This is a genomic window from Roseateles sp. Mitsp63 (genome assembly GCF_059491535.1).
The window spans coordinates 2555731-2580443 of the sequence record NZ_CP168509.1; the positions used below are offsets into that span (position 1 = coordinate 2555731).

21 protein-coding genes are annotated in these 24713 nt (G+C 71.9%); 4 read left to right on the forward strand and 17 right to left on the reverse strand.

All coding sequences use genetic code 11. The features are described from left to right. Positions 1-37 precede the first annotated feature (37 nt). Genes ACEN96_RS11285 through phnD form a run of 7 tightly spaced genes read right to left on the reverse strand, consistent with a single transcriptional unit; the run spans position 38 to position 7610 of the window. Entirely contained in the window at positions 38-1249 is a 1212-nt protein-coding gene (locus ACEN96_RS11285; RefSeq protein WP_495588106.1) for an alkaline phosphatase family protein, read from the reverse strand. 50 nt (positions 1250-1299) lie between these two features. After that, a complete protein-coding gene (gene phnY / locus ACEN96_RS11290; protein WP_495588593.1) occupies positions 1300-2718 on the reverse strand; it encodes a phosphonoacetaldehyde dehydrogenase in 1419 nt (472 codons plus the stop codon). A gap of 38 nt (positions 2719-2756) precedes the next feature. After that, on the reverse strand, positions 2757-3866 hold the full coding sequence (gene psrA / locus ACEN96_RS11295) for an iron-containing alcohol dehydrogenase PsrA (protein ID WP_495588107.1): 1110 nt from the start codon (positions 3864-3866) through the stop codon (positions 2757-2759). A 9-nt stretch (positions 3867-3875) separates the two neighbouring features. Further along, on the reverse strand, positions 3876-5111 hold the full coding sequence (phnA, locus tag ACEN96_RS11300; RefSeq protein ID WP_495588108.1) for a phosphonoacetate hydrolase: 1236 nt from the start codon (positions 5109-5111) through the stop codon (positions 3876-3878). Next, complete coding sequence (gene phnE, locus ACEN96_RS11305; RefSeq protein ID WP_495588109.1) at positions 5111-5926, reverse strand: phosphonate ABC transporter, permease protein PhnE; 816 nt, start codon at positions 5924-5926, stop codon at positions 5111-5113. Before phnE ends, phnA begins: the two co-directional genes overlap by 1 nt. Then, positions 5923-6732, reverse strand: coding sequence for a phosphonate ABC transporter ATP-binding protein (phnC, locus tag ACEN96_RS11310; protein WP_495588110.1), 810 nt, complete (start codon positions 6730-6732; stop codon positions 5923-5925). The genes phnE and phnC overlap by 4 nt, the downstream gene beginning before the upstream one ends. Then, positions 6729-7610 (reverse strand): phosphonate ABC transporter substrate-binding protein, encoded by an 882-nt coding sequence (gene phnD / locus ACEN96_RS11315; RefSeq protein ID WP_495588111.1) that lies wholly within the window; start codon positions 7608-7610, stop codon positions 6729-6731. The genes phnC and phnD overlap by 4 nt, the downstream gene beginning before the upstream one ends. A gap of 215 nt (positions 7611-7825) precedes the next feature. Here phnD and ACEN96_RS11320 point away from each other — a divergent pair, with 215 nt between their 5' ends. Then, positions 7826-8719, forward strand: coding sequence for a LysR substrate-binding domain-containing protein (locus ACEN96_RS11320; protein WP_495588112.1), 894 nt, complete (start codon positions 7826-7828; stop codon positions 8717-8719). Positions 8720-8729: 10 nt separating this feature from the next. On the opposite strand, the gene ACEN96_RS11325 is transcribed toward ACEN96_RS11320, so the two are convergent. The 10 genes from ACEN96_RS11325 to ACEN96_RS11370 all read right to left on the reverse strand — a co-directional run bounded on the left by ACEN96_RS11325 (position 8730) and on the right by ACEN96_RS11370 (position 20508). Beyond that, positions 8730-10391, reverse strand: coding sequence for an asparagine synthetase B family protein (locus tag ACEN96_RS11325; RefSeq protein WP_495588113.1), 1662 nt, complete (start codon positions 10389-10391; stop codon positions 8730-8732). After that, entirely contained in the window at positions 10388-11383 is a 996-nt protein-coding gene (locus ACEN96_RS11330; RefSeq protein WP_495588114.1) for a glycosyltransferase family 2 protein, read from the reverse strand. Before ACEN96_RS11330 ends, ACEN96_RS11325 begins: the two co-directional genes overlap by 4 nt. After that, complete coding sequence (locus ACEN96_RS11335) at positions 11380-12819, reverse strand: lipopolysaccharide biosynthesis protein (RefSeq protein ID WP_495588115.1); 1440 nt, start codon at positions 12817-12819, stop codon at positions 11380-11382. The genes ACEN96_RS11330 and ACEN96_RS11335 overlap by 4 nt, the downstream gene beginning before the upstream one ends. A gap of 85 nt (positions 12820-12904) precedes the next feature. Continuing rightward, on the reverse strand, positions 12905-15076 hold the full coding sequence (locus ACEN96_RS11340) for a GNAT family N-acetyltransferase (RefSeq protein WP_495588116.1): 2172 nt from the start codon (positions 15074-15076) through the stop codon (positions 12905-12907). Next, a complete protein-coding gene (locus tag ACEN96_RS11345; protein WP_495588594.1) occupies positions 15073-16332 on the reverse strand; it encodes a glycosyltransferase in 1260 nt (419 codons plus the stop codon). Before ACEN96_RS11345 ends, ACEN96_RS11340 begins: the two co-directional genes overlap by 4 nt. Positions 16333-16357: 25 nt before the next feature. After that, positions 16358-17560 carry a DegT/DnrJ/EryC1/StrS family aminotransferase gene (locus tag ACEN96_RS11350; RefSeq protein WP_495588117.1) on the reverse strand — a complete coding sequence of 401 codons (1203 nt, stop codon included), beginning with the start codon at positions 17558-17560 and terminating at the stop codon, positions 16358-16360. Then, complete coding sequence (locus tag ACEN96_RS11355) at positions 17557-18399, reverse strand: tetratricopeptide repeat protein (RefSeq protein ID WP_495588118.1); 843 nt, start codon at positions 18397-18399, stop codon at positions 17557-17559. The genes ACEN96_RS11350 and ACEN96_RS11355 overlap by 4 nt, the downstream gene beginning before the upstream one ends. A gap of 12 nt (positions 18400-18411) precedes the next feature. Continuing rightward, positions 18412-19344, reverse strand: a complete 933-nt coding sequence (locus ACEN96_RS11360) for a hydrolase 1, exosortase A system-associated (RefSeq protein ID WP_495588119.1) — start codon at positions 19342-19344, stop codon at positions 18412-18414. Then, a complete protein-coding gene (locus ACEN96_RS11365) occupies positions 19341-20228 on the reverse strand; it encodes a hydrolase 2, exosortase A system-associated (protein WP_495588120.1) in 888 nt (295 codons plus the stop codon). Before ACEN96_RS11365 ends, ACEN96_RS11360 begins: the two co-directional genes overlap by 4 nt. 28 nt (positions 20229-20256) lie before the next feature. Continuing rightward, a complete protein-coding gene (locus ACEN96_RS11370) occupies positions 20257-20508 on the reverse strand; it encodes an acyl carrier protein (protein WP_343641195.1) in 252 nt (83 codons plus the stop codon). Positions 20509-20649: 141 nt separating this feature from the next. On the opposite strand from ACEN96_RS11370, the gene ACEN96_RS11375 reads away from it, so the two are divergent. The 3 genes from ACEN96_RS11375 (at position 20650) to ACEN96_RS11385 (ending at position 24658) form a co-directional block, all read left to right on the forward strand. Next, positions 20650-22257: an acyl-CoA ligase (AMP-forming), exosortase A system-associated gene (locus tag ACEN96_RS11375; protein ID WP_495588121.1), complete on the forward strand. Its 1608-nt coding sequence runs from the start codon at positions 20650-20652 to the stop codon at positions 22255-22257. Positions 22258-22415: 158 nt separating this feature from the next. Then, positions 22416-23627, forward strand: a complete 1212-nt coding sequence (locus ACEN96_RS11380) for a pyridoxal-dependent decarboxylase, exosortase A system-associated (protein ID WP_495588595.1) — start codon at positions 22416-22418, stop codon at positions 23625-23627. Further along, on the forward strand, positions 23624-24658 hold the full coding sequence (locus ACEN96_RS11385) for an acyltransferase family protein (protein WP_495588122.1): 1035 nt from the start codon (positions 23624-23626) through the stop codon (positions 24656-24658). The genes ACEN96_RS11380 and ACEN96_RS11385 overlap by 4 nt, the downstream gene beginning before the upstream one ends. Positions 24659-24713: the final 55 nt, after the last annotated feature.

Consider the following 24713-nt stretch of genomic DNA (forward strand, 5'->3'; position numbering starts at 1 on the left):
CCATGCTTGAAGCAGCTTCCATTCGTCACGGCCCGGCTCACGAACCGCAGACCGCGCTCTTCCTCCCCGGCGTCGGATTCGACATCTTGAAGAAGTCCAGCACGTGAGGCGTGAGCGCATCGATCTGCACCATCGGCGTGTGGGTCAGCTCGCCCCGGCAGTACGCCGTCCTGCCGCTCTGGCCGTAGGTGTTGTTGAGGATCAGGATGGTGCTGCGCTCGCCGGCGCTCTGGCCGCCGTGACCGTAGCCAATGCCGCCGTGATCGGAGACGACGGCGATCAGCCACTCCTCGTTCGCGAAATTCGGTCGCGCCTTGAGCGCCGTCAGCACTTGACCGATCTGCCGGTCCTCGCCGGTGATCTTGCTCTGGTAGAACGCGTTCAGCGGCTCGTAGCTCGGCAGGTGGATGTCGGGGTTGTGCAGGTAGTAGAAGATCGCCGTCGGCGCATGGCGCCACGACAGCCAGTGCTTCACCGCGTCGGTCGCCTCCTGCGAGTTCTTGGCCCCGTTCGCCGCGACGAAGTCCGCCCGCGCCGGCTTCAGGTTGCGCGTGATGTTCTCCCAGTCCCCCACCACCGCGACGGTGGCCGTCGGCCACAGCGTCTTCAGCCGGTCCAGCACATGCGGCTTGAGCAGCACCTTGCCCAGGTCATTGCTGGGCATGCCGTGATCGGCCGCCCAGTACCCGGTGAACAGCGTCGCCCAGCCCGGACCGCTGAAGGTGTCCTGCGGTCCGCCGGCCAGCACGTTGCGGTGGTAGGCGCCGCCCTGCGCCAGCGCCAGCAGCGACGGCGTCGCCGCGCAGCCGTTGCAGAACAGCGCATCCCCGCGCAGGCCGTCGATGCCGATGATCAGCACATGCTTGCGCCCCTGCGGACCGCTGATCGGATTGGCCACGCCCAGGTCCGCGTTCAGCGCGTAGTGGTCGTAGGGGTTGCCGGGGTAGTCGTTCTTGAGCCCGCCGACCTCCGACGCGCGCTTGTCGCTGAGGTCGCATTGCCGCAGGGTCTTGTGATGGTCGATGGACCGGCACCAGGCCGCGCGGCTCGCGTCGATGCACGCGGCGGCGCATTGCTCCGGGGTCTTGCCGGTCAGGCGCTCCGTGTTGTGGCCCGGGATCGCCGCGTTGACCGTCCGCGTGAACCGGGACAGCGCCGAGGCCTGCGCCTGGGCCTCGGGCATCGTCAGCGCCATCAGGCCGCAGGCCGCCGCCAGCACGCGCGCGAAAGTCGACATGGATCTGCTCATCGTGGTCTCCGTCGTTGTGCGGCCGGTAGCGCGGCCTTTGCTGGCCCCGCTCACCAGGGCATCGTGAACGTCTTGGTGTTGCTGAAGGACTTCATCGCCTCCTGGACGCCTTCCTTGTGCCCCAGTCCCGAGTCCTTGATGCCGCCGAACGGCGTCAGCTCGATGCGGTAGCCCGGCACCTCCCACACATTGACCGTGCCGACCTGCAGGTCCTGGGCGAAGCGGATCGCGTCGTCCATCCGGTTAGTGCACACGCCCGAGGACAGGCCGTAGGCCGTCCCGTTGGACAGCGCGATCGCCTCGTCGATCGTCTTGAAGCCCAGGATGGGCGAGACCGGCCCGAAGGTCTCCGAGCGCACCACGGTCATCTCCGGCCGCACGTTCTCCAGCACCGTGGGCGCATACAAGGCCCCCTCGCGCCGATGACCCGCCAGCACGCGCGCGCCCTGCGACACGGCCTCGGCCACGACCCGCTCGATCTGCATCGCCGCCGCCTCGTCGATCACCGTGCCCATCTGGTTGCGCTCGTCCATGGGGTCGCCATGGCGCCAGGCCAGCGTCTTCTCGACCACCAGCTGCGTGAAGCGCTCCTTCACCGCCTCGTGCACCAGCATCCGCTTGACCGCCGTGCAGCGCTGCCCCGAGTTCTTGTAGGAGCCCTGCACCGCGAGCTCGCTGGCGCGCTCCAGGTCGGCGTCGTCCATGACGATCAGCGGATCGTTGCCGCCCAGTTCCAGCACCGTGCGCCGGTAGCCGGCCTTGCTCGCGATGGCCTTGCCGATCGACACGCCGCCGGTGAAGGTGATGAGATCGACATGCGGGTTCATCACCAGTTCATTGGCGATCTCGCGCGGATCGCCGGTCAGCACCTGCAGCATCTCGCGCGGCAGGCCGGCCTCGTAGAGCAGCTCGGCGAAGAAGTAGGCCGACAGCGGCACCTTCTCGGACGGCTTGAGCACCATGCGGTTGTTGGTCGCGATGCTGGGCACCACCTTGTGCGCCACCTGGTTCATCGGGTGGTTGAACGGCGTGATCGCGGTGATCACGCCCTGCAGCGGCTCGCGCAGCGTGATCACCTTGCGGCGCTTGCCATGCGGCGTGAGGTCGCAGGAGAACACCTGCCCGTCGTCGCGCAGCGCCTCGGTGGCGCCGAAGCCCAGCACGTCGATCACGCGCCCGATCTCGTAGCGGCTGTCCCGCTTGCATAGGCCCGATTCCATCGTGATCAGGTCGGAGGCGGTCTCGGCGCGCGCGCGCAGCAGCGCGGCGGCGCCGTTCAGGATCTGCGCCCGCGCATGCCGCGACAGCGTCGGCCGGTAGCCGTGCGCGATCGTCATCGCGCGCCGCACATGGTCGACGGTGGCCATCGCCACCTGGCCCACCTGCTGCCCGGTGTAGGGGCTGCGCACGGCCAGATGGCGGTCGGTGTGCAGGATCTCGTCGCCCAGGCGCAGGCCTTCGTCGATCATGGACGGCGCCACCCAGGAGCGCAGGTTCTTGGTCGTGCTCATGCGATCTCCTCGGGGGTGTCGGCGCCCGCGCCGATGAAGTTGAGTCCGCGCGCGCCGGCGAGGGCGCGGGCGATCAGGTCCTGCGCCTCCTGGTCGCCCAGCCCGTAGGAGGCGAAGCGCGTGGGCACGCCCAGGCCCTCGAGGAAGGCCGCCAGCCGCTGCGGCGCATCGGCCAGTGGCTGGCCCAGCGCCCGCCCCAGCACCGCGTCCCGCTCGGCCGAGCGGCCCAGCGCCATGCGCAGCACCAGCGGCAGCGGGAAGGCGCAGGCGATGCCATGCGGCAGCCCCAGCCGCAGCGTCATCTCATAGGAGATGGAATGCGCCAGCGCCGTCCTCGTGTTGGAGAAGGCCATGCCGGCCTTCAGCGCCGCCAGGGCCATGCGCGCGCGCAGCTCGCGGCTGACCGGGCGTCGCATCAGCGCGGGCAGCGTCGCCAGGATCTCGCGCGCGGCCGACACCGCGTAGGTGTCCGACAGCGGATTGGCGTTGCGGTTCCAGATCGCCTCCAGCGCGTGGGACAGCGCATCCAGGCCGCTCTGCAGCGTCACCGACGGCGGCAGCGACTGCATCAGCAGCGGATCCACCAGCGCGATCTCGGGCCAGGTCGAGCGCAGTTGCAGCGAGTGCTTGCGCTGCTGCTCGCGGTCCCAGATCGTGGCCCAGGGCGTGACCTCGCTGCCGGTGCCGGCGGTCGTCGGCACGGCGATCAGCGCCTTGACCGCGTGCGGCTCGAACGGCTCGCCGCGCTGCAGCAGTCCGATCAGTTCGTCGAAGCGGCCGCCCGCCGTGCCCACCATCAGCGCCTTGGCGGTGTCGATGGCGCTGCCGCCGCCCAGCGCCACGATCGCCGCCGTGTCGCGATGCTCGCGCCAGAAGCGCTCGTACTGCCCGCGCAGCTCGGCCACGTCGGGATTGGGGCGCACGTCGTCGATGACGCCGGCCAGCCGGTCGCCCAGCAGCTCGCGCACCTGGGTCACCAGGCCCAGCGAGGCCGCCTCCGGAAAGGTCACCAGCAGGGCGCGGCGCCGGCCCAGCAGGCCCGGCAGGGACAACAGGGCCCCCTCCCCGTAGACGCTGCGCACGGGGTTGAAGTACTCGTGGATCATGGAAGGCCTCTAGGCGGGTTGGGCGTGGTTGAGCGCCAGATCGAAGACGTCGAAGTTGCGCAGCCGGCGGTCCGGGTCCAGACCGTCCAGGCGACGGTTGAACAGCAGCGGCACCAGCTGTTCGGAAAGCCCGCCGTGCGAGCGCAGCGGCACCGTCAACCCGCTCAAGTCATGGCGGTCGGCGCGCGTGCCGAGCACCGTGAGGTGGTCGGCGATGACGACCAGGTCGCCGATCCGGTCCGGCGGCAGCTCGAAGCGCTCGGCGGCCGTGTCGCGGTCCAGCACGCACTCGATGCCGGGCAGGCGCTGCAGCCGCTCGCGCGTGCGCGCCAGCGCCGCCGGCGGCGCGTAGACCGTGGCGAAGGAGCCCAGCGCGCCGTGGTGCACGACGTAGGGATCGGTGATGGGCAGGATCACGCGCGCGACGGCCGCGCCCAGCGTGTCGTCCAGCGCCTGCTGCAGGAACAGCACCCGCGGCCGGCCGGCGGCGTCGGTCTTGGCGCTCATGCCGTGGTCCGCGGTCAGCGCGATCACCGCGCCCATCGCGTCCAGCCGCGCCAGGTGGCGGTCCATCATCGCGTAGAAGGCGTTGGCCTCCGGCGCGCCGGGCGCGCACTTGTGCTGGATGTAGTCGGTGGTGGAGAGGTAGGTCAGGTCGGGGCGATGCGTCTCCATCAGCCGCACGCCGGCGGCGAAGACGAACTCGCTGAGCGCGGCGCTGTAGACCGGGGGCACCGGCATCCCGACCAGCTCCGGCACGCGCTCGATGCCCGCGTTCTCCAAGGTCGCCTCGGCCGCCTTCTCCGCGGAGAAGCAGATGCCGTCCAGCCCGTGGCCCAGCAGCGAGCGCAGCTTGTCCTTGGCGGTGACCACGGCGACGCGGGCGCCGCTGGCGGCGAAGCGGGCCAGCAGCGTCGGGGCGCGCAGATAGGCCGGGTCGTTCATCATGACCTCCTCGCCGCGCGCGGCGTCCAGGAAGTAGTTGCCGCAGATGCCGTGCACGGACGGCGGCACGCCGGTGACGATCGACAGGTTGTTCGGGTTGGTGAAGCTGGGCACCACGCACTCGCCGATCAGCGAGGTGCCCCGCTCATGCAGGCGCGCCAGCCAGGGCGCCACGCCGGCCTGGATCGCATGGGTCAGGTAGTCCGGCTCGCAGCCGTCCACGCACACCACCACGGTGGGGGCGCGGGGGCGCGCATAGCGGCGGCCATTGGCCTGGACCGCCTCGTCGATCGCGTTCATCAGTGAGCTCCTTTCTGGATCCAGGCGCGAAGCCGGGTGGACATCTGGTCGGCGGCCATGACCATCACGATGATCACGACGATGCAGGTGGCGGTGTCCTGGTACTGGAACAGCTTCATGCTGCCCACCAGTTCGAAGCCGATGCCGCCCGCGCCGACCATGCCGAGCACCGTGGCCTGGCGCAGGTTGGTCTCGAAGCGGTAGAGCACCACCGCGATCCAGGCCGTGACCACCTGCGGCAGCACGCCGAAGATGATGGTCTGGAGGGGGCCGGCGCCGGTCGCGCGCAGCGCCTCGATGGGTCCCTGGTCGATCTCCTCGATCGACTCCGCGAAGAACTTGCCCAGCATGCCGGCGCCGTGCACCGCCAGGGCCAGCACGCCGGGGAAGGGCCCCAGGCCGACCGCCGCGACGAAGATCAGCGCCAGGATGATCTCGTTGATGCCGCGCGTGACGTTGAACACCTGCCGCATCGCATGGAAGACCAGCGCGTTGGGCGCCAGGTTGCGCGCCGCCAGGAAGCACACCGGCACCGCCAGCAGCGCGGCGAACAGCGTGCCCCAGATCGCGATCTGTATCGTCTCCAGCGCCGGCTGGACCAGCTTCTCGAGGAAGGCCCAGTTCGGCGGGAACATGCGCGCGAGGAAGTCGCCGATCCAGGGCAGTCCCTTGATCAGCTCGCCGAAGCTGACCTGCGCGCCGCGCGCGGCCCATTGCAGCAGCGCCAGGAGCGCCGCGCCGGCCAGCAGTCGCGGCCACCAGCCGTGCCGCCCCGAGGGCCGGCCCAGCAGCAGCGTGTAGGCACCGGGTCTCATGCTTCCTCCAGGGTCAGGCTGTGCGGGGGCTGGGCGGACCGGGCGCGCGGCGCGGCGCCGCGGGCGGCCTCGTCGTCCAGTCCGGGATAGATGCGGCGCAGCACGTCGGCGGTCAGGCCGTCCGGTCCGCCCTCGAAGACGATGCGGCCGCCGGAGACGCCCACGATGCGTTCGCCGAATTCGCGCGCGTAGTCGATCTGGTGCAGGTTGCACACCACCGAGATGCCCAGCTCGCGGCTGGCCTGCTTCAGGTAGGTCAGCACCGTGCGCGAGGTCTTCGGATCGAGGCTGGCCACCGGCTCGTCGGCCAGGATGACGCGCGGCTGCTGGGCCAGCGCGCGCGCGATGCCCACGCGCTGCTTCTGGCCGCCGGACAGCGTGTCGGTGCGCAGGTCCGCCTTGCCGTCGAGCTCGACGCGGCGCAGGCATTCCATGGCGATCTCGATGTCCTGGCGCGGGAAGACCTGCAGCCATGAAAGCAGCGCCGGCATGGTGCCCAGGCGGCCGGTGAGCACGTTCTTGCGGACCGACAGCCGCGGCACCACGTTGTAGTGCTGGAAGATCATCGCCACCTTGCGCCGCACGCGCCGCAGGCCGGCGCCGCCCGCCTCGACGCGCGCGCCGTCGACATGGATCTCGCCCTCGGTGGGCGCGCACAGGCGGTTGATGCAGCGCAGCAGGGTGGACTTGCCGGCGCCCGACGGGCCCAGCACGACCAGGAATTCGCCGGGCGCCACGTCGAGGTCGATGCCGCGAAGGGCCTCGAAATCGCCATAGCGCTTGGTCAGGCCTCGGATCTTGATCACTTCATGCCCCTCAGGTCGAGCTTCAGCACGCGCGCCGTCTCGCGGATGACGTCGTAGGCGGCGTCGCTGGTCGGATGGAAACCGTTGAGCAGCCCCTGGTCCGACCACGGGATGTCCTTGACCTCCAGGAAGGCGGCCTGCACGCGTTTCTTGAGCTGCGGGTCCAGGTCCTTGCGCCACACCGTCGGAGATTCGGGAATGGGCGCGGACTTCCACACCACCACCAGGTCCTCGCGGCGCGCCTGCCCCTTCGCGATCGCGCTGTCCAGGATGCGGTCCGCGATCGCGACCGCGTCGATCCGGCGGTTCTGCACCGCCACCGCGTTGGAGTCGTGCGAGCCCGAGAAGATCACGCGGCCGAAGGCCTTGTCCGGATCGAAGCCCTCCTTCAGCAGGCCGGCCTTGGGGAACAGGTGGCCCGAGGTCGAGGTCGGATCGACGAAGGCGAAGGTGCGTCCCTTGAGGTCGGCCAGCGTGCGGATGCCGCTGTCCTTGTGGGCCACGATCAGCGAGTGGTAGCTGGTGCGTCCGGCCTTCTTCGTCTCGGCGACGGCGAAGGCCTCGATGTTGGCGACGGTGGCGCCCAGCACGTAGGAGAAGGGACCGAGGTAGGCCACGTCCAGGCGCCGCGAGCGCAGGGCCTCGATCACGCCGTTGTAGTCGGCCGCCACGAAGGGCTTGACCGGCATGCCCAGCGCGCGCGACAGCATGTCCATCATCGCCTGGCTGTTGGCGATCATGGCGCGCGAGTCCTCGGAGGGGATCAGGCCGACGGTCAGCACGCCGTCGGCGGCGCGGGCGCCGCCCGCATGGCTGAACAGGGCCGGCGCCATCAGGGCCGGGGCGGTCGCGAACAGATGTCTCCGAGTGATCGGCATGGCGGTCTCCAGTGGCTCTTGTCGTCGCGATCCCCCGGGTCTGCGAGGTGCCCGGATCGATCGCGTGCTGCTACTGTGCGGCCAGCGCAGGCATTGGACCAATTCAAGTTTTCGGCCCGGTGCATTCACTGCCTCTATGCATCGCCAGGGAAAACCAGCAGAGGACGGGCACGACGCCGCCAGGCCGACCCGTCCCGGTCGACCAGGAGACGCCCATGCGCCTCACCCAGCTCCGCTCCTTCCATGCCGTGGCCGCCACGGGCAGCTTCACCCGCGCCGCCGAGCGGCTGCATGTCAGCCAACCCACGGTGACGACGCAGGTCGCGCAGCTGGAGGCGCTCTACCGCGTGGAGCTGTTCCATCGCGGCGGGCGGCAGGTGCGGCTGACGGGACTGGGCGAACGGCTGCTGCAGCTGTCGCGCCAGATCTTCGGCATGGAGGCCGAGGCGGTGCAGCTGCTGCGCGATGAAGGCGAGCTGCGCTCAGGCCACCTGCGCGTGGCGGCGGTGGGGCCGCATCACGTCACCCGCATGCTGATGGCCTTCCACCAGCGCCATCCGGGCGTGAGCATGGCGGTCAGCACCGGCAACTCGCAGGACGTGCTGGACCGGCTGCTGGCCTACGAGGCCGATGTCGGCGTGCTGGCGCAGGCCTCGCGGGACCGGCGCTTCGCGGCCGTGCCCTACAGCGAGCACCCGGTGCTGATCTGCTGCAACCGCGCGCATCGCTTCGCGCGGCGGCGCTCCATCGGCATCGCCGAGCTGCGGCACGAGAAGCTGCTGATGCGCGAGCAGGGATCGACGACGCGCCTGGCGCTCGAGGCGGCGCTGCAGGCGGCCGGCGTGGCGCCGGAGGTCGTGATGGAGATCGCCAGCCGCGAGATCATCCGCGAGGCGGTGATGCTGGGCGCCGGCGTGGCGGCGGTCTCGGCGGTGGAGTTCGTGCCCGGCCCGGGGCTGCACGCGGTGTCCATCAGCGATGCCTGCGTGCGGACCTGCGCCCATCTGGTGTGCCTGGCCGAGCGGCGCGACATCGGCATGGTGCGCGTGTTCATGGACCTGTCGGAGGCCAGGCAGGCGCCGGAACAAGCGCCCGAGCCAGGACCATGAGGGCGCGGAGTCAGACCCGGTAGTTGGGCCGCCGCGCGCGGAGCCACTGCTCCATCATCATCAGGATCCACACCATCTCGCCGTAGTAGCCGGGGTGCTCGGGCAGCCGCTCCTTGAGCAGGCTCTGGATGAACGCCGGCCGGACGATGCCGCGCGTGGACAGGCTGCCCAGCGAGTCCGCCGCCAGTGCGCGCAGGCTGTCGTCGCGCGTGGCCCAGACGCCGAAGGGCAGGCCGAAGCCCTGTTTCTTCTTGACGATGATTTCGTCCGGGAGGAAACCGCGCAGCGCCTCCTTGAAGAACCAGCGCAGCTTCAGCCCCTTGAGCTTGTAATCGGCCGGCAGCCGCTGCGAGAACGCCAGCAGTTCGTCGTCCAGCATCGGGAAGCCGACCGAGGTGCCCGCCAGCTGCGTCGTGCCCACGACCTTGGGCAGGTCGGTGTCGGCCAGCGTGTAGCGCCAGTCGAAGGCGAGCATGCGGTCCACCAGGCTGCCGGTCTTCACCGCGTTCCAGACCTGGCGCTGCTGCTTCTGCGGCCCCATCGGATCGACGCGGCGCAGGAAGTCCGTCTCCAGCACCTCGGCCAGGCCCAGCCGCGTCAGCAGGTTGTAGCTCTGCAGGCGGTCCGGCATCGGCACGCGCGCCTGGTCGATGTAGCTCGCGCCCTTCTTCAGCAGCGGCAGCCGGCCCAGCGGCGAGCCCAGCACCGGCTGCAGCACCAGCTCCCGCAGCGGCCCCGGCACCTGGCCGTACCAGGAGAACACCGTCTGCTTCGCGTAGCGCGTGTTGCCGCCGAAGAGCTCATCGCCGCCGTCGCCCGCCAGCAGGTGGCGCACGCCGTTGTCATGGGCCCGGCGCGCGCAGTAGTACGCCGGCAGCGCCGAGCTGTTGCCGAAGGGCTGGTCGTAGTGCGCCGCGACCTTCGCGATGCCGTCGACCAGGTCCTTGGGCGTCACGTAGTACTCGTGATGGCGGCAGCCGAAGTGTTTCGCGGCGATGCGCGCGAAGGCCATCTCGTCGTAGCCCTCGGCCTCGAAGCCGATCGAGTAGGTGTCCGCGCCGCGGCCCGCGACGCGGCTCAGCATGCCGGCCACGGTCGAGCTGTCGGTGCCGCCGCTCAGGAAGCAGGCCGCGTCCGGCGCCTGCATCTGGCGCGCCACGGCGCGTTCCAGGATCTGCTGGAACTCCGCCTTCAACTCGTCGAGGCGGGGCGCCGGATCGGCGCGGAACTCCGGCGTCCAGTAGGGCCGCACGCGCAGCTCGCCGCGCTCGAAGATCGCCACGTGCCCCGGCGGCAGCCGGAAGATGTTGCGGAACACCGTCCGCGGCGACGGGATCACATGGAAGTAGAGGTAGTCGAACAGCGCCTGCGGATCGAGGTCGGCATCGTCGCCGGCGAGGTCGTCCGCCCGCGTCGCGAAGCGCAGCTCGTGGCCGACGATGCGGTAGCACAGCGGCTCGATGCCGAAGCGGTCCGTCGCCAGCACCGTGCGGCCGCCGGGCTGCGCCCAGGCCACGGAGAAGCGCCCGCCGACCTGCGACAGGCCGGGCGCCGGATCGGCCGCCGCCAGCAGCGTCCGCCAGGCCGCGTCGCGCTGCGCCTGGAGGGCGTCGATGCCGAGGCCGGGCAGGCTCGGATGCCCGGTGGACAGGAAGGTGGCGGTGCGGGTCATGGTGCTCGGTCTTCTGAGGGCCGGGTCGAAGGAACGGGCGGCAACCAGTGCGGCCCGCGGGTCAGGCAGGCATCGCGGTGCCGGCGGATGCGCGGCACTTCCGGAATGACGCGCAGGACGGCCCCCCAGCCGGCCAGCGCCTCCACCCAGTTGAAATAGACGAACAGCTGCAGCGCGCCCTGCACGGCCTGCGAGGCCAGCGCGTACCAGAGGTTGCGGCCGAAGCGGCCCTCCGGCTTCTTGATGTCGTTGACCACGATGGAACGCAGCCGCGAGCCCCGCTTGCGCAGCCGCTGCCGCGCCGGGATCGACGACGGCGGCACGTGGAAGCCGCGCAGGTGGCGGAAGCTCGCCGCCGGCACCAGCGCGATGCCGAAGCCGTGGTGACGCGCGCGGGCGCACAGGTCGTCGTCCTCGCAGTAGAGGAAGAACAGCGGGTCGAAACCGCCGACCTGCTCGAGGAACTCGCGCGTCAGCAGCCAGGCCGCGGCCGGCAGCGCGTGCGCGCGGTAGTGGGGCGCGATCGGATGCCCCATCACCGCGTCGGTCAGGTAGGCCGTCGCATGCGGGGCGACGTAGTAGCGCAGGAAGGTCGGATCCATCGAGCGGCCGTCCCCATCGAGCTGCAGCGGGCACAGGATGCCCAGCGAGGGATCGGCCGCGGCCTCGCGCAGCAGGTGGGCGATGGCGTCGGGCGCCAGCACGGTGTCCTGGTTGAGGATGAAGACCTGGCGCGCGCCATCGGCCAGCGCGCGCGCGATGCCGATGTTGTTGGCGCGGCCGAAGCCCAGGTTCTCCGCCTGCGGCAGCAGCGTCACTTCGGGGAACTGGCCGGCGATCGCGCGCGTGTCGTCCGAGGACGCGTTGTCGACGACGATCACCCGCAGCGGCACGGTGCTCCCGCGCAGCGCGCGCAGGCAGTCCGCCATCCACGGCGCGCCGTTGAAGCTGACGATGACGCAGGCGACGTCGGGCCGGGGCAGGGCGTTCATGGCGTGGCTCGCTTGCGCAGATGGTGGAAGGCGCGCAGCAGCTCCTGCGCGAGCGGGTGCCGCAGCGCCTGGGCCGCGATCAGCAGCCCGGCGATGCCGGCGCCGCCGGTCAGCATCAGGCCGATCAGCAGCGGCAGCTGGGCGCGGTGCGCGAGCTCGGCGGCCAGCGCCTGCGCCGCGATCGAGCCGGCCGCGACCATCGCGCTCTTGACGCTGGGGCTCAGCAGCGTGCGCGTCGTCGCGCCGAGCAGCGAGCGCATGTAGTAGACGTAGAGCGTGAGCGCCACCAGATGGCTGACGATCCACGAGCCGGCCAGCGCTTCGAGGCTGAAGCGCGACGCGATCAGCAGCACGGCCAGGTGGACCGGGCTGTAGATCAGGTTGATGCGCAGCCGCTTGGCGACGTGGCCGGTGGCGTTGAGCAGGTTGGGGCCCAGGCTGTAGAGGTAGGTCGGCATGATCGCCAGCGCCAGCAGCGTGCAGATCGGCGCGGCCGCATCCCATTGCGGGCCGAACAGCAGCCGCAGGATGTCGCGCGACATCAGCGCGACGAAGCCGAAGAAGGGCCACGCGATCGCCGTCATCATCGCCGTGCCCTGCGCATAGAGCGCGGGCAGGTCGCCGCCCTGGCGGTGCTGGTCGGCGAAGGCCGGGGTGGCCACGCGCAGCACCGCCGAGGTGACGTTCGTGTAGAACATCTCCAGCAGCCCCAGCGCGCGGCTGAACAGGCCCACCGAGGTCAGCCCGAACACGCGCGCGATGATGAATTCATGGGCGTTGCGGGTGAAGGTCTCGATCAGCCGGCTGGTCACGAAGTAGGAGCCGTAGCCGAACACCTGCTTCATGCCCTTCACGCCGGGCAGCAGCAGCGTGCCGGGTGGCCGCATCGCCAGCAGCAGCAGCGCCTGGAAGCCGGTGTTGGCCACGCTCGCCCAAGCCAGGCTGCGGAAACCGAAGCCGTTCATCGCCAGCAGCACGCCGGTGCAGGCATGCACCATCGATGACGAGAACTGGATGATGAAGATCCTGCGGAACTCCATGTGCCGGTTCAGCAGCGCGAAGGCGGGCGACGCGAAGGGCAGGATCGCGAAGTTCAGCGCCAGGATGCCGATCACGTCGACGACGCCGGGCTCGCGCAGCGCCTGCGCCAGCGGATGCCGCGCCAGCAGCGCCACCAGCCCCACCGACCAGCCGATCGCGATCGCGCCCGCGTAGGCGGCGCGCAGCTTGTCGTCGGTGAGTTCCTTCTCCTGGATCAGGTATTCGCTGATGCCGAAGTCGCGCAGCACTGTGGCCACGGTCACGAAGGCCGCGCACACGGAGTAGACGCCGATCTGCGCCGGCGTCAGCAGGCGCGCCAGCGCCATCGTCGAGGCGATGTTGACGATCAGGCTGGCGTAGCGTTCCGCGAAGGACCAGACGAGAGCCCCTCGCACCTTGGCGTTCACTGGGGCACCCCCCGCTTCGCGTACCCCTCCGGGAGGGGAAGAACGCCGCCTTCGGGCGGCCGTGCGGCGGCGTTCATGCGGCCGCGCTCCCTGGCCGCCGCCGCAGCTTCTCGCCGAGCACGCGGAAGGGCACGGCCGCGGCGTAGAGCAGGAAGGTCGGGTCGAAGCGCACGATGTCGCGCAGCAGCTTGAGCTTGACCGCCTTGCCATGCCGCACGCGGTGCAGCAGGTCGCGCACCACGTCCTGCTGCAGCTTGCGGATGGTGCGCTGGTTGTTGCGGCGCTGGCCGTCGGTCAGCCGGTAGAAGCGCGGCACCGAGGTCCAGACGAACAGCTCGTTGCGCAGCCGGTGCAGCGAGCGCTCGGTGCCCCAGCCGGCGCTCTGGTAGATGTTGATGCCCTCGCCGTTGTTGCAGTCGACCTCGGTGGAGAAGCAGAAGCGCGCGCCGCCGGCGCCCAGGTCCATCCAGAAGAAGAAGTCCTGGCCGTTGAAGAACTCCTCGCGGAAGCGCAGCGCCGGGAAGCGGTCGAAGCGGTAGACCACCGTGGAGGTCTGGATCAGTCCGCCGCCGTCGCTCAGGATGTGCTCCAGCGGCGAGACGCCCAGGTCGAAGCCGGGCGGCTGGGCGCACACGGACGCATGCGGCTTGTCCAGCGTGCCGATGCGCTGGAAGTTGGTCTGGTCCGGATGGTTGAAGGACCACCAGTCGGCGAAGTAGCCGTCGAAGCGCTCGCCCATCACGGCCAGCGCGTTGGCGAGGTGCCCGGGACGCCACTCGTCGTCGGAGTCGAGGTAGGCGACGTGGGTCGTGCCCGGCGGCACCAGGTCCAGCGCCTTGTTGCGGGCAGATCCCGCGCCGCCGTTGGGCTTGCGGTGCACGGTCAGCTGCCCGCGCGGGAACTCGGGATGGGCGTCGATCTCGGCCTGCGCCGGCACCGGCGATTCGTCGTCGACGACGATGACATGCAGGCGGTCGGCGATCGTCTGCGCGAAGGCCGAGGCCAGCGCCTTGGGCAGCAGCCCGGGCTGGCGCTGGAAATGCGGGATGACGACGGCGATCAGCGGGGCGGTGGTGCTCATTGGGGGGGCTCCCTGGACATCGGCCCGCGCCGGCGCCACGCGTGCGGCGGGCGTGTCGGGTGGCGCCGGTTCCCCGGGGGAGGGCGCGGCGGAGGGCGCGGCGGACGTGTCGCCGCCGCGCAGCAGGCGCTTGAGCGCGGGGACCCAGCCCCAGCGGTACAGCGTCGCGTGGTAGATCGGGCGGGCGTCGGCGGTCCAGCGGGTGTGCCACTCCATGACCTTGCCGTAGAACTCGATGCGGCGCAGCGGGCCGCCGGCCGCGGCCGCGTCGAACAGCTGCTGGAACTGCACCTGGCGCATCAGCGTCGATGGCGACACGGCCTTGTGGGCCTCGTCGTAGGCGGTCTTGAGGATCACGATCCTGGCGCCCGACTCGATGCACAGGTCCATCGCGACGACGGCGTCGTCGAACCAGTATTGGTAGAGACGGGCGCGGCCGTCGCGCGCGAACGCCTCCAGCATCGCGCGATAGAACTCGTACTGCGGATGGCCCGGCGCGATCGCCGTGCCTTCCTGGCCCTTCCAGCCGCTGGCCTCCAGGCGGCCGTAGTCCGTCAGCGCCTGGGCGACGTCCTCGGGATGGATCAGGCACTCGATGCGGGTGGCGGTGCCGGCCGTCTCCAGCTTCTTCTGCTGCTTGCGCAGGTTCTGGCGCAGGTTCTTGCCGCGCGCTTCCCAGTAGCTGTCGAAGTCGCCGGCCAGGTCGACCCAGGCGGTGTCGATGTAGTCCTGGCCGCGCCAGCGCGGGCCGTCGGCGGCGCGCGGATGCAGGAGGCTGTCGAGCTGCGTCAGCCCCAGCGCCAGCGCGGGGAAGGGCAGCGCGCGCAGCAGGCCGGCGGCGAGCGGCTCGAGCGGCGCGCCGGCCGGGCTCAGCCAGGCGCCCAGCGGCAACTGCGAGGGCTGGAAGGTGGCCCACTGGCCGCTGCCGGCCGGCGCGATGATCGCCGCCGCGCTGGGCGCCTTGGGATCGCCGAGCAGCGCCAGCCGCTCGCGGCCGGTGCCGAACACCGCCAGCAGCGGCGCGAGGAAGGCGCTCTCCAGGAAGGGCAGGCCGGCGACGCGCGATTGCAGCGCGTCCCACGCCGCGGCGTGCGGCGCGAACGCGGCGGCGCTGTTCAGCGGGACCAGCGTCCAGGACAGGGAACTCAGGGGCGTCGGGGTCATGGACGGGCCTCGGCGGTGGGCATGTGGAGGGCGCAGGCCTCGTCGAGCACGCGCGCGAGCTCGCCGGTGCGGGCCTCGCGCGAAGCCTCGGCGATGGCGCGCGGCGAGGGCGCCGCGGCGAGGCCGTGGCGCAGGTCGTCGAGGAAGCGGTCGAGGGCGGCGGCGACGCCGGGGCCGTCCTCCAGCGCCGCGGCATGCGGCAGTCCGGCGCGGCGCATCAGCTGCGCGGTGTCGCCGGCCGGATCGGCCAGCGTCAGCACGGGCCGGCGCGCGCGCAGGTACTCGTAGGCCTTGGCGGGGATCTGGTCGTTGCAGTCCCGGGACTGCAGCAGCAGCAGGCCGTCGGCGCGCAGCATCTCGGCCAGCGCGTCGGCGTAGGGAATCGGGGGCGCGATCTCGACCAGGTCGGCGATGCCATGGCGCGCGGCCAGCTCGCGGACGAAGTCGTCATGCGCGGTCGCGCGCAGCCGCAACCGCAGCCGCGCCGCGTCGACGCGGCCGGCGGCCTTCGCGGCGGCGAGCGCCTCGAACAGCCGCGCCGGGCTGCGCCAGTCGGGATAGACGACGCCGCTGTGCAGCAGCACGCGCGGCGCGCCGGCCGGCGCCGCGGGGGTGGCGTGGACGGCGCGCTCGGCCTGCTGGAACGCGTCCTCGCTGTAGCCGTTCTCGATCACGCGCAGCCGCTCGGCGGCGGCCGGGAAGCGGGCCGCGTAGAGCCGCGCGGCGCCCGGCGTCGTGAAGGTCAGGCGCGTCGCGCGCGAGAACACCTTGCGCTCGACCGCGGCGAAGCTGCGCCACAGCGCCGGGTCGGCCGGATAGCCGTCGTGGGCCATCGGATCGCGGAAGTCCGCGACCCAGGGCAGGCCGCTGAGCCGCGACAGCCAGTAGCCGATCAGGTGCGCGGTCGGGATCGGATAGGTGCTCCAGATCGCGTCGGGGCGGGCCTCGCGGATCAGCTTCAAGCCGGCCGGCACGGCGCCGAGCAGCCAGCTGTGCCAGCGGTCCGGCCGCGCCAGGAAGCCGGGGTAGCGGCCGCCGATCGACAGGTGCCGCGCCGCGTCCAGCGCGAAGGCGCGGCGTACCGGCAGTCCGGGCGGGATCTCGCCCAGGAGGTCCCCGCCGGTCTGGGCGTGCACGCGCGGATCGGCGGTCAGGATGCTGGGCGACCAGCCCAGCGCGGGCAGCTGCTGCGCGAAGCGCAGCGCGCGCTGCACGCCGCTGGTGCCCGCCATCGGCGGGAACTGGAAGGAGACCATGAGCACGCGCCGCATCGCCGGACCGTCAGCGCGCGGGCGCGATGTAGAGCCGCTCGACCTGCTCGACGATGCGCCGCAGGTCGGCGTCGCTCAGGTCCTGATGACAGGCCAGCTGCAGCACGTGGTGCGACCAGGACTTGCCGGCGTCGCCGGGCAGTCCCGGCACGCCGGGCCACAGGCGGTCCCAGCGCGACACCGGCACGCCGAGCTTGCGCATCTCCAGGTAGCCTGGATCGGGCGTGCGCACCCACAGCGGGAACACATAGGGCGCGCAGTCGGCCGGCAGCGCGGGCAGCAGCGCGTGCACGCCGTCGCGGCCGGCGAAGGCCTCGATGAAGAACGCGTAGTTGCGGCGCCGGGCCTCGACGATGCGCTGGCGCGGCACCCGCGTCGAGATCCAGCCGCTGGCGCGCGTCAGCGCGCGGTGCGATTGGGAGCGGTCGATCAGCGCCATGTTGGCGTCGATCTCGTCCGCTTCGTCCAGCTCGCCATGGCGGCTCGGCGCGGCGGGCCTGCCGGCCGGGCGGCCCAGCATCGCGCGCAGCCCGCTCTTGAGCGCGAACGCGCCGCGGATCAGGCCGTTCAGGCCGGTGAGCCGGTCGTGGCTGGCGCCCATGTGCAGGATGTCGGAGGCGGCCTTGACCTGCTCGATCGCGGAGGCCGGCGCCAGCGCCGGCAGCGTCAGTCCCGCGCGGTTGAGCGCCAGGATGCCGCCCTCGGGCGTCGGGAAGAACTTGGTCAGGCTGGCGATGGCCACGTCGCCCCAGGAGCCGATCGCGCGCGCGCCGGCGCGGCCGAACATCGCATGGGCGCAGTCCTCGATCAGCGCGATGCCGCGCGCGTCGCACCAGGCGCGCGCCTCGTCCATCGGCTGCGGCAGGCCGAAGTAGTGCGGCACCAGCAGCGCCTTGGTCCGCGCCGGCACGTGCGCCGAGAGCCAGTCCAGCCGCGGCGCGCCGCGCTCGTCGATCGGATAGAAGACCGCGTCGGCGCCCAGCGTCTTCACCGGCGAGACCATGGTCGGGCAGTGGTAGGTGGGCAGCAGCACGACGTCGTCCGGCCCGACGGCCAGGCATTCGAGCGCGAGCAGGATCGCGGCGCGGCCGCTGGTGGTCAGCTCATGGCGCGGATGCGCGAGCAGCGTCGGCACTGCCGCCTCCTGCGGGCCGGAGAAGGTGTTCCAGCCGACGACGGGCAGCCGCGGCGCGGGCAGGCGGGATGCGCTCACGGCCGGCCGGGCGCGGACGCGGCGGCGCCGGAGGTCGAGGGGGCGGAGGCCGGCGCGGAGGCCGCGCTGGCGGAGGACGCGGCCGGGGCGGCCTCGGCCGCGCCCGGCTGCGAGGCGGCCTCGTCGGCCTCGGTCCAGCGCCGGGCGCCGATCAGCCGCTGCTTGAGCACCGGCTGCGTCATGCCGGCCGAGTAGGCCTTGCGTGCGTACTCGACGGCGGTGGCGTAGTCCTCCAGGTCGACGGCGACCATGCCCAGGTTGTACTGGCTGAACGGGTTGGTGGGCGCCAGCGCCTTGGCCTCGCGCAGCTGCTCGCGCGCGGCGTCCAGGCGCTTGCTGTCCTTCAGGTACACGGCGAAGAGCAGGCGCACGACGATGTCGTCGGGCTTGAAGCGGATCGCGCGGTTGAAGTAGCAGGACACCGTGTAGCGGGCGTCGACGGCCTTGTCGGTGTTGCTGCGCGCGGCCAGCTTGACCATCGCGACCAGCGCGCGGTGGTGGTTGGGGAAGGCGCGCAGCGTGTAGTCGAACTCGCGGCCCGGCGTGCCGGCGGCGCAGTAGACCATCGCCTCGCAGGTCTCCAGGAAGTGCGCGCTCTCGACCAGGAACAGGTTGGAGCTGGCGCCGGTCTTGGGATCCTTCTCGGGGGCGTCCTTGTACTCGCGGTAGTCGTAGGGACCGAAGTTGTTCTCCAGCGGGCCGCAGCCGCCGGCGGTCTGCGCCGCCGCCAGCGTGGTGGCCAGCGCGGCGGCCAGGGCGCCCGCGCCCAGCAGCGCGCCGCGGGCCGCGCGCAGCAGGCGCTGGCGCAGCGGAAGGGGGCATCGGCGAATCGTCGTCATGCGGGGACTCCGTCAGGCCGGCAGCGCGTCGCGGACGAAGGCGGCGGTGAGCCGCTCGACGTGCGCGCGCCAGGCGGCGGTCGAGAAGGTGTGATCCGCCTGCGGCAGATCCTCGCGGCGCAGGCCGGGGCGGGTCAGCAGGCCGCGCCAGGCCGGGCCGCCATCGCGGCAGCGGTCCAGGAATTCCTTGGCGACGTAGTCGTCGCCGGACAGGATCAGCAGCACCGGGCCGCCGAAGGCGCGCAGGCCATCGGCCATCTGCTCGGTGTAGTGGCGGGTGTCGGCGATGGGCGCGCCGGCGCGGCTCTGCGCGACCTTGGCCAGCAGCTCCTTCACGGCGGCAAGCCCCACGCGGCCGCTCAGCAGCTTGCGCCAGAAGGCCGGCTGGCGCAGCCGGTCCAGGTAGTAGTGCTTGACCTGCGTGCGGGCGAGGCTGGCCTCGGTGCGGACCCAGGGATTGGCCAGGCACAGGCCGGCGACGCGCGCGTCGCGGCGGCGGTGGACGTAGAGCAGCGCGGCCGAGGCGGCGTCGCACAGGCCCCAGAGCACGACGCGGCGCAGCGCGGGATGCGCGCGCTGCCAGGCGTCGATCGCGGCGGCGATGTCGGCGTCGACCTGGTCGAAGGGCCGCTGATCGCCGCCGGCATCGCCCATGCCGCGGTAGTCCAGGCGCAGGCAGGGCACGCCGGCAGCGGCCAGCGCGCGGCCCAGCAGCGTGAACTGGCGATGGCTGCCGACGCGGTACTGCGGGCCGCCGACGATCAGCAGCACGCCGGTGCCGGCGGCGGGCGCGGCCGCTTCGGTGGCCATCTCGGAGCCCTTTTCGGAGCCCATTCCGGAGCGCATTCCGGTGGCCGGCTCGCTCAGCACGCCGACCAGCGCTTCCCCCGCGCAGTCGATGGCCAGCAGGCGGTCGCGGTGGGGCAGGGCGTGCGGCGCGTTCATGCGGAGACGGCCTCGGCCGGACGATGCGCGAAGTCCGCGCCGGCCTCGAGCGCGGCCAGGCTGGCCTCGATCAGGCGGGGCGCTTCCTCGATCTCGGTGGCGGCCCAGAAGGACGGGCCCTGGCAGACGGCGGCGCGCACCTGGGCGCCTTGCGCGGTCCAGGCCTCGATGGCCATCGCCGCGGCCGGCGTGAGCGGGGCGTCCTCGCGCGGAGAGAGTTCCAGCCAGGCGACGCGGCCCACGCCGGTCACGGGCTTGAGCTGGGCGGCCTCCAGGCCGTGGGCGAGCGAGGGGGCGAGCAGGTAGCCGGCGATCTCGACCGGCTCGCCGCGGGCCAGCTGGTCGCGCATCGCTTGCACGGCGCCCTTGGCCTGGCCGCCGATCAGGTCGGCCGCCACGCGCAGCCGCATGAACTGCTGCAGCTGCACCTTGCCGCTGGTCACGGGCTGCCACAGCAGCAGATGGATGGGGCGATCGATGACGGCCTCGATGACGGCCGGCGCCAGCAGCGCGCCGGCGCGCAGGCCCCACAGCCACAGCGGGGGCCGCCGGTCGTCGGCGCCAGGCGGGGCGCGCCGGGCGAGCCAGTCCGCCGCCAGGCGCGCGTCGTCCTGCCAGTCCTGCCAGCTCGCGTCGCCGAAGTCGCCGCTGCTGTCGCCGCAGCCCAGCAGGTCCAGCGTCAGCGCCTCGAAGCCGGCGGCGGCGAAGGCGCGCGCGGCCAGGGCGGTCATGCGGCGGGACTTGTTCATCTCCTCCGCGAACGGCGGCAGGAGCAGGATCTGGCCGCGCGCCGAGGCGCCGGCGCCCCGCGCGGGATAGTGCACGCACAGCCGTTGGCCACGCGCGCCGGCATCCAGGAAGAAGGGCGTGGAGGCGGCGGCCATGGGGACGGTGGCGCGGCGGTCGCGCCGGTCAGGCGGCGAGCTTGCCGTTCACGAAGTCCAGCAGGGCGCCCACCGTGGCGAAGGTGGCGCCGTCGATCTCGTCGTCGTCGACGACGAAGCCGAACTGTTCCTCGAGCGCGGTGATCAGGCTGACGACCGCCATGGAGTCGAGCTCCGGGATCGCGCCCAGCAGCGCGGTGTCGACGCTGAAGTCCTTGGCGCGGCCTTCCAGGCTCAGGACGTCGTCGAGGATGGCGAGCAGGTGTTGTTGGGTGTTCATGATCGGGGCGGATCTTAACTGTGGCCCTCTGGAGGAACCCCCGGGGCGCCCCCCCATCCCAAGGGGATCGCCACCCGATCGTGAGGGATTGCCGCGGGTGTGCGTGAGATACTTTTTTCGCCCTCGTACAGTGACGCCACCGTGACCGCCACCGCCACCGACAGCCACCTGCTCCCGCACCTGATCCGGCTCAGCGCCGAACGCGATCCGGCCGCGCCGGCCTTGCGTGACGGCGCCCGTTCGCTCAGCTATGGCGAGCTCGCCAGCCAGGTCCAGGCGCTGGCCAGCGGCCTGCTGTCGCTGGGGCTGGAGCGCGCCGGGCGCGTGGGCATCTACCTGGACAAGCGGCTGGAGACGGTCGTCGCCAGCTTCGCGGCGCCGGCCGCGGGCGGCGTGTTCGTGCCGGTCAATCCGATCCTCAAGCCCGAGCAGGTCGGCTTCATCCTGCGCGACTGCGAGGTCCGCATCCTGATCACCTCGCGCGACCGCTTCGCGTCGCTGCAGCCGGTGCTGGCGCAATGCCCGTCGGTGCGGCACGTGGTGCTGGTCGACGCGGCGCCGGAAACCGCGCCCGCCGGCTGGATCCGCTACAGCGACCTGCTCGACGCCCCGGCCCAGGCGGCCCATCGCGTCATCGACACCGACATGGTGGCGATCCTCTACACCTCGGGCTCGACCGGCCGGCCCAAGGGCGTCGTGCTGTCGCACCGCAACATGGTGGCCGGCGCGAAGAGCGTGGCCAGCTATCTCGGCAACCGTCCCTCGGACCGGCTGCTGGCGGCGCTGCCGCTGTCCTTCGATGCCGGCTTCAGCCAGCTGACGACGGCCTTCCACGCCGGCGCGTCGGTGACCCTGCTGAACTACCTGATGCCGCGCGACGTGCTCAAGGCGCTGGAGCGCGACCGCATCACCGGCCTGACGGCCGTGCCGCCGCTCTACATCCAGCTGGCGCAGCTGGAGTGGCCGGCCGCGATCGACGCCGATCTGCGCTACTTCGCCAACACCGGCGGCCGCATGCCGCGCGAGACGCTGAACCTGCTGCGCCAGCGCGTGCCGTCGGCGCAGCCCTTCCTGATGTACGGCCTGACCGAGGCCTTCCGCTCGACCTATCTGCCGCCGGAGGAGGTCGACCGCCGGCCCGATTCGATCGGCAAGGCGATCCCGAACGCCGAGATCCTGGTGCTGCGCGAGGACGGCACGCCCTGCGCGCCCGACGAGCCCGGCGAGCTGGTGCACCGCGGCGCGCTGGTCGGCATGGGCTACTGGAACGACGCCGAGAAGACGGCCGAGCGCTACAAGCTGCTGCCGCCCGGCGCGGCGGGCCGCGAGGCCGGCCTGCAACTGCCTGAGTACGCGGTCTTCTCCGGCGACAACGTGCGCAGGGATGCCGAGGGCTTCCTGTACTTCATCGGCCGGCGCGACGAGATGATCAAGACCTCGGGCTACCGCGTCAGCCCGACCGAGGTCGAGGAGATCCTGTACGCGACGCAGCTGGTGGGCGAGTGCGTCGCCTTCGGCGTCGACCACGCGGCGCTGGGTCAGTCCATCCAGGTGATCGCGACGCCGCCGGCGGGCGCCGAGGCGCTCGACGCCGCCGCGCTGCTGGCCGCCTGCAAGGCGCGCATGCCGGCCTACATGATTCCATCGGGCATCGAGGCGCAGGCCGGCCCGCTGCCCCGCAACCCCAACGGCAAGATCGACCGCAAGCTGCTGAGCACCGACTGGGTGACCCGGCAGGAGACCCGCTGACCGGCGCCATTGACCGGCGCCATTGACCCGCGCCGTTGACCCGCGCCATTGACCCGCGCCATTGACCGGCCGTGACCCGCCCAGGACCCCGCCCCGTGAGCACCGACGACCAGCCCCTTTCCGCCCCACCCGCCAAGGCCGCGCCGCGGCACGCGCCGATGGACCAGTTCGCCACGCGCGACGGCGTGCTCCAGATCGGCGGCCAGCCGCTGACGCGACTGGCGGACCGGGTCGGCCGCACGCCGTTCTACGCCTGCGACCGCGCGCTGCTGACGCGCCGCGTCGAGGAACTGCGCGCCGCGATGCCGGCCGGGCTGGAACTGCATTTCGCGATGAAGGCCAACCCGATGCCGGCGCTGGTGGCGCACATGGCGCGGCTGGTGGACGGCATCGACGTCGCCTCCGCCGGCGAGCTGCAGGTGGCGCTGGACGCCGGCGCGGATCCGCGCGAGATCAGCTTCGCCGGTCCCGGCAAGAGCGCGCTGGAGCTCAAGCAGGCGCTGGCCGCCGGCATCCTGATCAACCTGGAGTCCTTCCGCGAGGTCGAGCTGCTGCGCGCGCTGTGCGCCGAGACCGGCTACGCGGCGCGGGTCGCGGTGCGCGTCAATCCGGACTTCGAGCTGAAGTCCTCGGGCATGAAGATGGGCGGCGGCCCCAAGCAGTTCGGCGTCGACGCGGAGCAGGTGCCGGCGCTGCTGGCCCGCATCGGCGAGGCGGGCCTGGGCTTCGAGGGCTTCCATCTCTTCGCCGGCTCGCAGAACCTGAAGCCGGAGGCCATCGTCGAGGCGCAGCTCAAGAGCTATGAGCTCGCGCTGCGGCTGGCCAAGGACGCGCCGGCGCCGGTGAAGGTGCTGAACCTGGGCGGCGGCTTCGGCATTCCGTATTTCCCGGGCGAGCAGCGGCTCGACCTCGCGCCCATCGGCGCCAATCTGGCGGCGCTGGTCGAGCGCGCCGCGGTCGAGCTGCCGCAGGCCAGGCTGGTGGTCGAGCTTGGCCGCTACCTGGTCGGCGAGGCCGGCGTCTATGTCTGCCGCGTGGTCGACCGCAAGGTCTCGCGCGGACAGGTCTTCCTGGTCACCGATGGCGGGTTGCATCACCACCTCGCGGCATCGGGCAACTTCGGCCAGGTCATCCGCAAGAACTATCCGGTCGCGATCGGCAACCGCATGGGCGAGGGCGCCGGGCTGGAGGCTGGCGTCTCGGTGGTGGGGCCGCTGTGCACGCCGCTGGACCTGCTGGGCGAGCGCATGAGCCTGGCGCGGGCCGAGCCCGGCGACCTGGTGGTGGTGTTCCAGTCCGGTGCCTACGGCATCACGGCGAGCCCGCAGGGCTTCCTGAGCCATCCGGCCGCCGCCGAGGTCCTGGTGTGAGCGCCGCGCCGCGCCTGGCGCAGCTCGATGCGCTGCGCGGCATCGCGGCGCTGGCGGTGGTGCTGTTCCATTACACGACGCGCTACGACCAGCTCTTCGGCCACGTCCAGGCGCCGTGGCTGTCGTTCCCGCGCGGGTACGTGGGCGTCAACCTGTTCTTCATGATCAGCGGCTTCGTCATCTTCATGACGCTGGAGCGCACCGCGCGGCCGATGGACTTCGTCGTCTCGCGCTTCAGCCGGCTCTATCCGGCCTACTGGGGCGCGATCCTGCTGACCTTCGCGCTGACCCATGCGATCGGGCTGCCCGGCAAGACCGTCGGCTGGGACGCGCTGCTGGTCAACACGACGATGCTGCAGGGCTTCTTCGGCCTGCCGCACGTGGACGGCGTGTACTGGACGCTGGAGATCGAGCTGCTGTTCTATGCCTGGGCGCTGCTGAGCTTCCGGCTCGGCGGCGCGGCGGGGCTGCGGAACTTCCTGTTCGGGACGCTCGCGCTGCGGCTGGTCTACGTGGCGGCGCATGCCTGGGCCGGCGTGGATCTGCCATGGCTGGGCCAGCGCTGGCTGCTGCTGCCGCACATCGCGTGGTTCGCGCTCGGCGTGGCGATCTACCGGCTGAGCCGCGAGGACGCCGGCTCGCGCCGCGATCGCGCGCTGGCGCTGCTGGCCATCGCCGTGATGGGCGTGGCCGACGGCTGGCAGTGGGCGGCCCTGGCGGCGGTGTTCTTCGTCGTGCTGCACGGCGCGGCGCGCGGACGCTGGACCTGGCTCGAGCACCCGGCGCTGCTGTGGCTGGGCACGATCTCCTACACGCTGTACCTGCTGCACGAGAACATCGGCTGGGCGGTGCTGCGCCGGCTGGAGGCGGCGGGCGTCGAGGTGCACGCCGCGATCGCGCTGACGATGGCGCTGTCGGCCGCGCTGGCGCATGGCCTGACTCAGTGGGTCGAGCAGCCGGCGATGCGCTGGATCCGCGACCGCTATCGCGCGCGCCGGCCGCGTTCCGAAGCGGCGGCTGCGCGCGGTTGAGCGGCTGAGCGGGGCGCCCCGCACGGGGGCTTTGGGCGAGGGCGGTCCGGCGCGG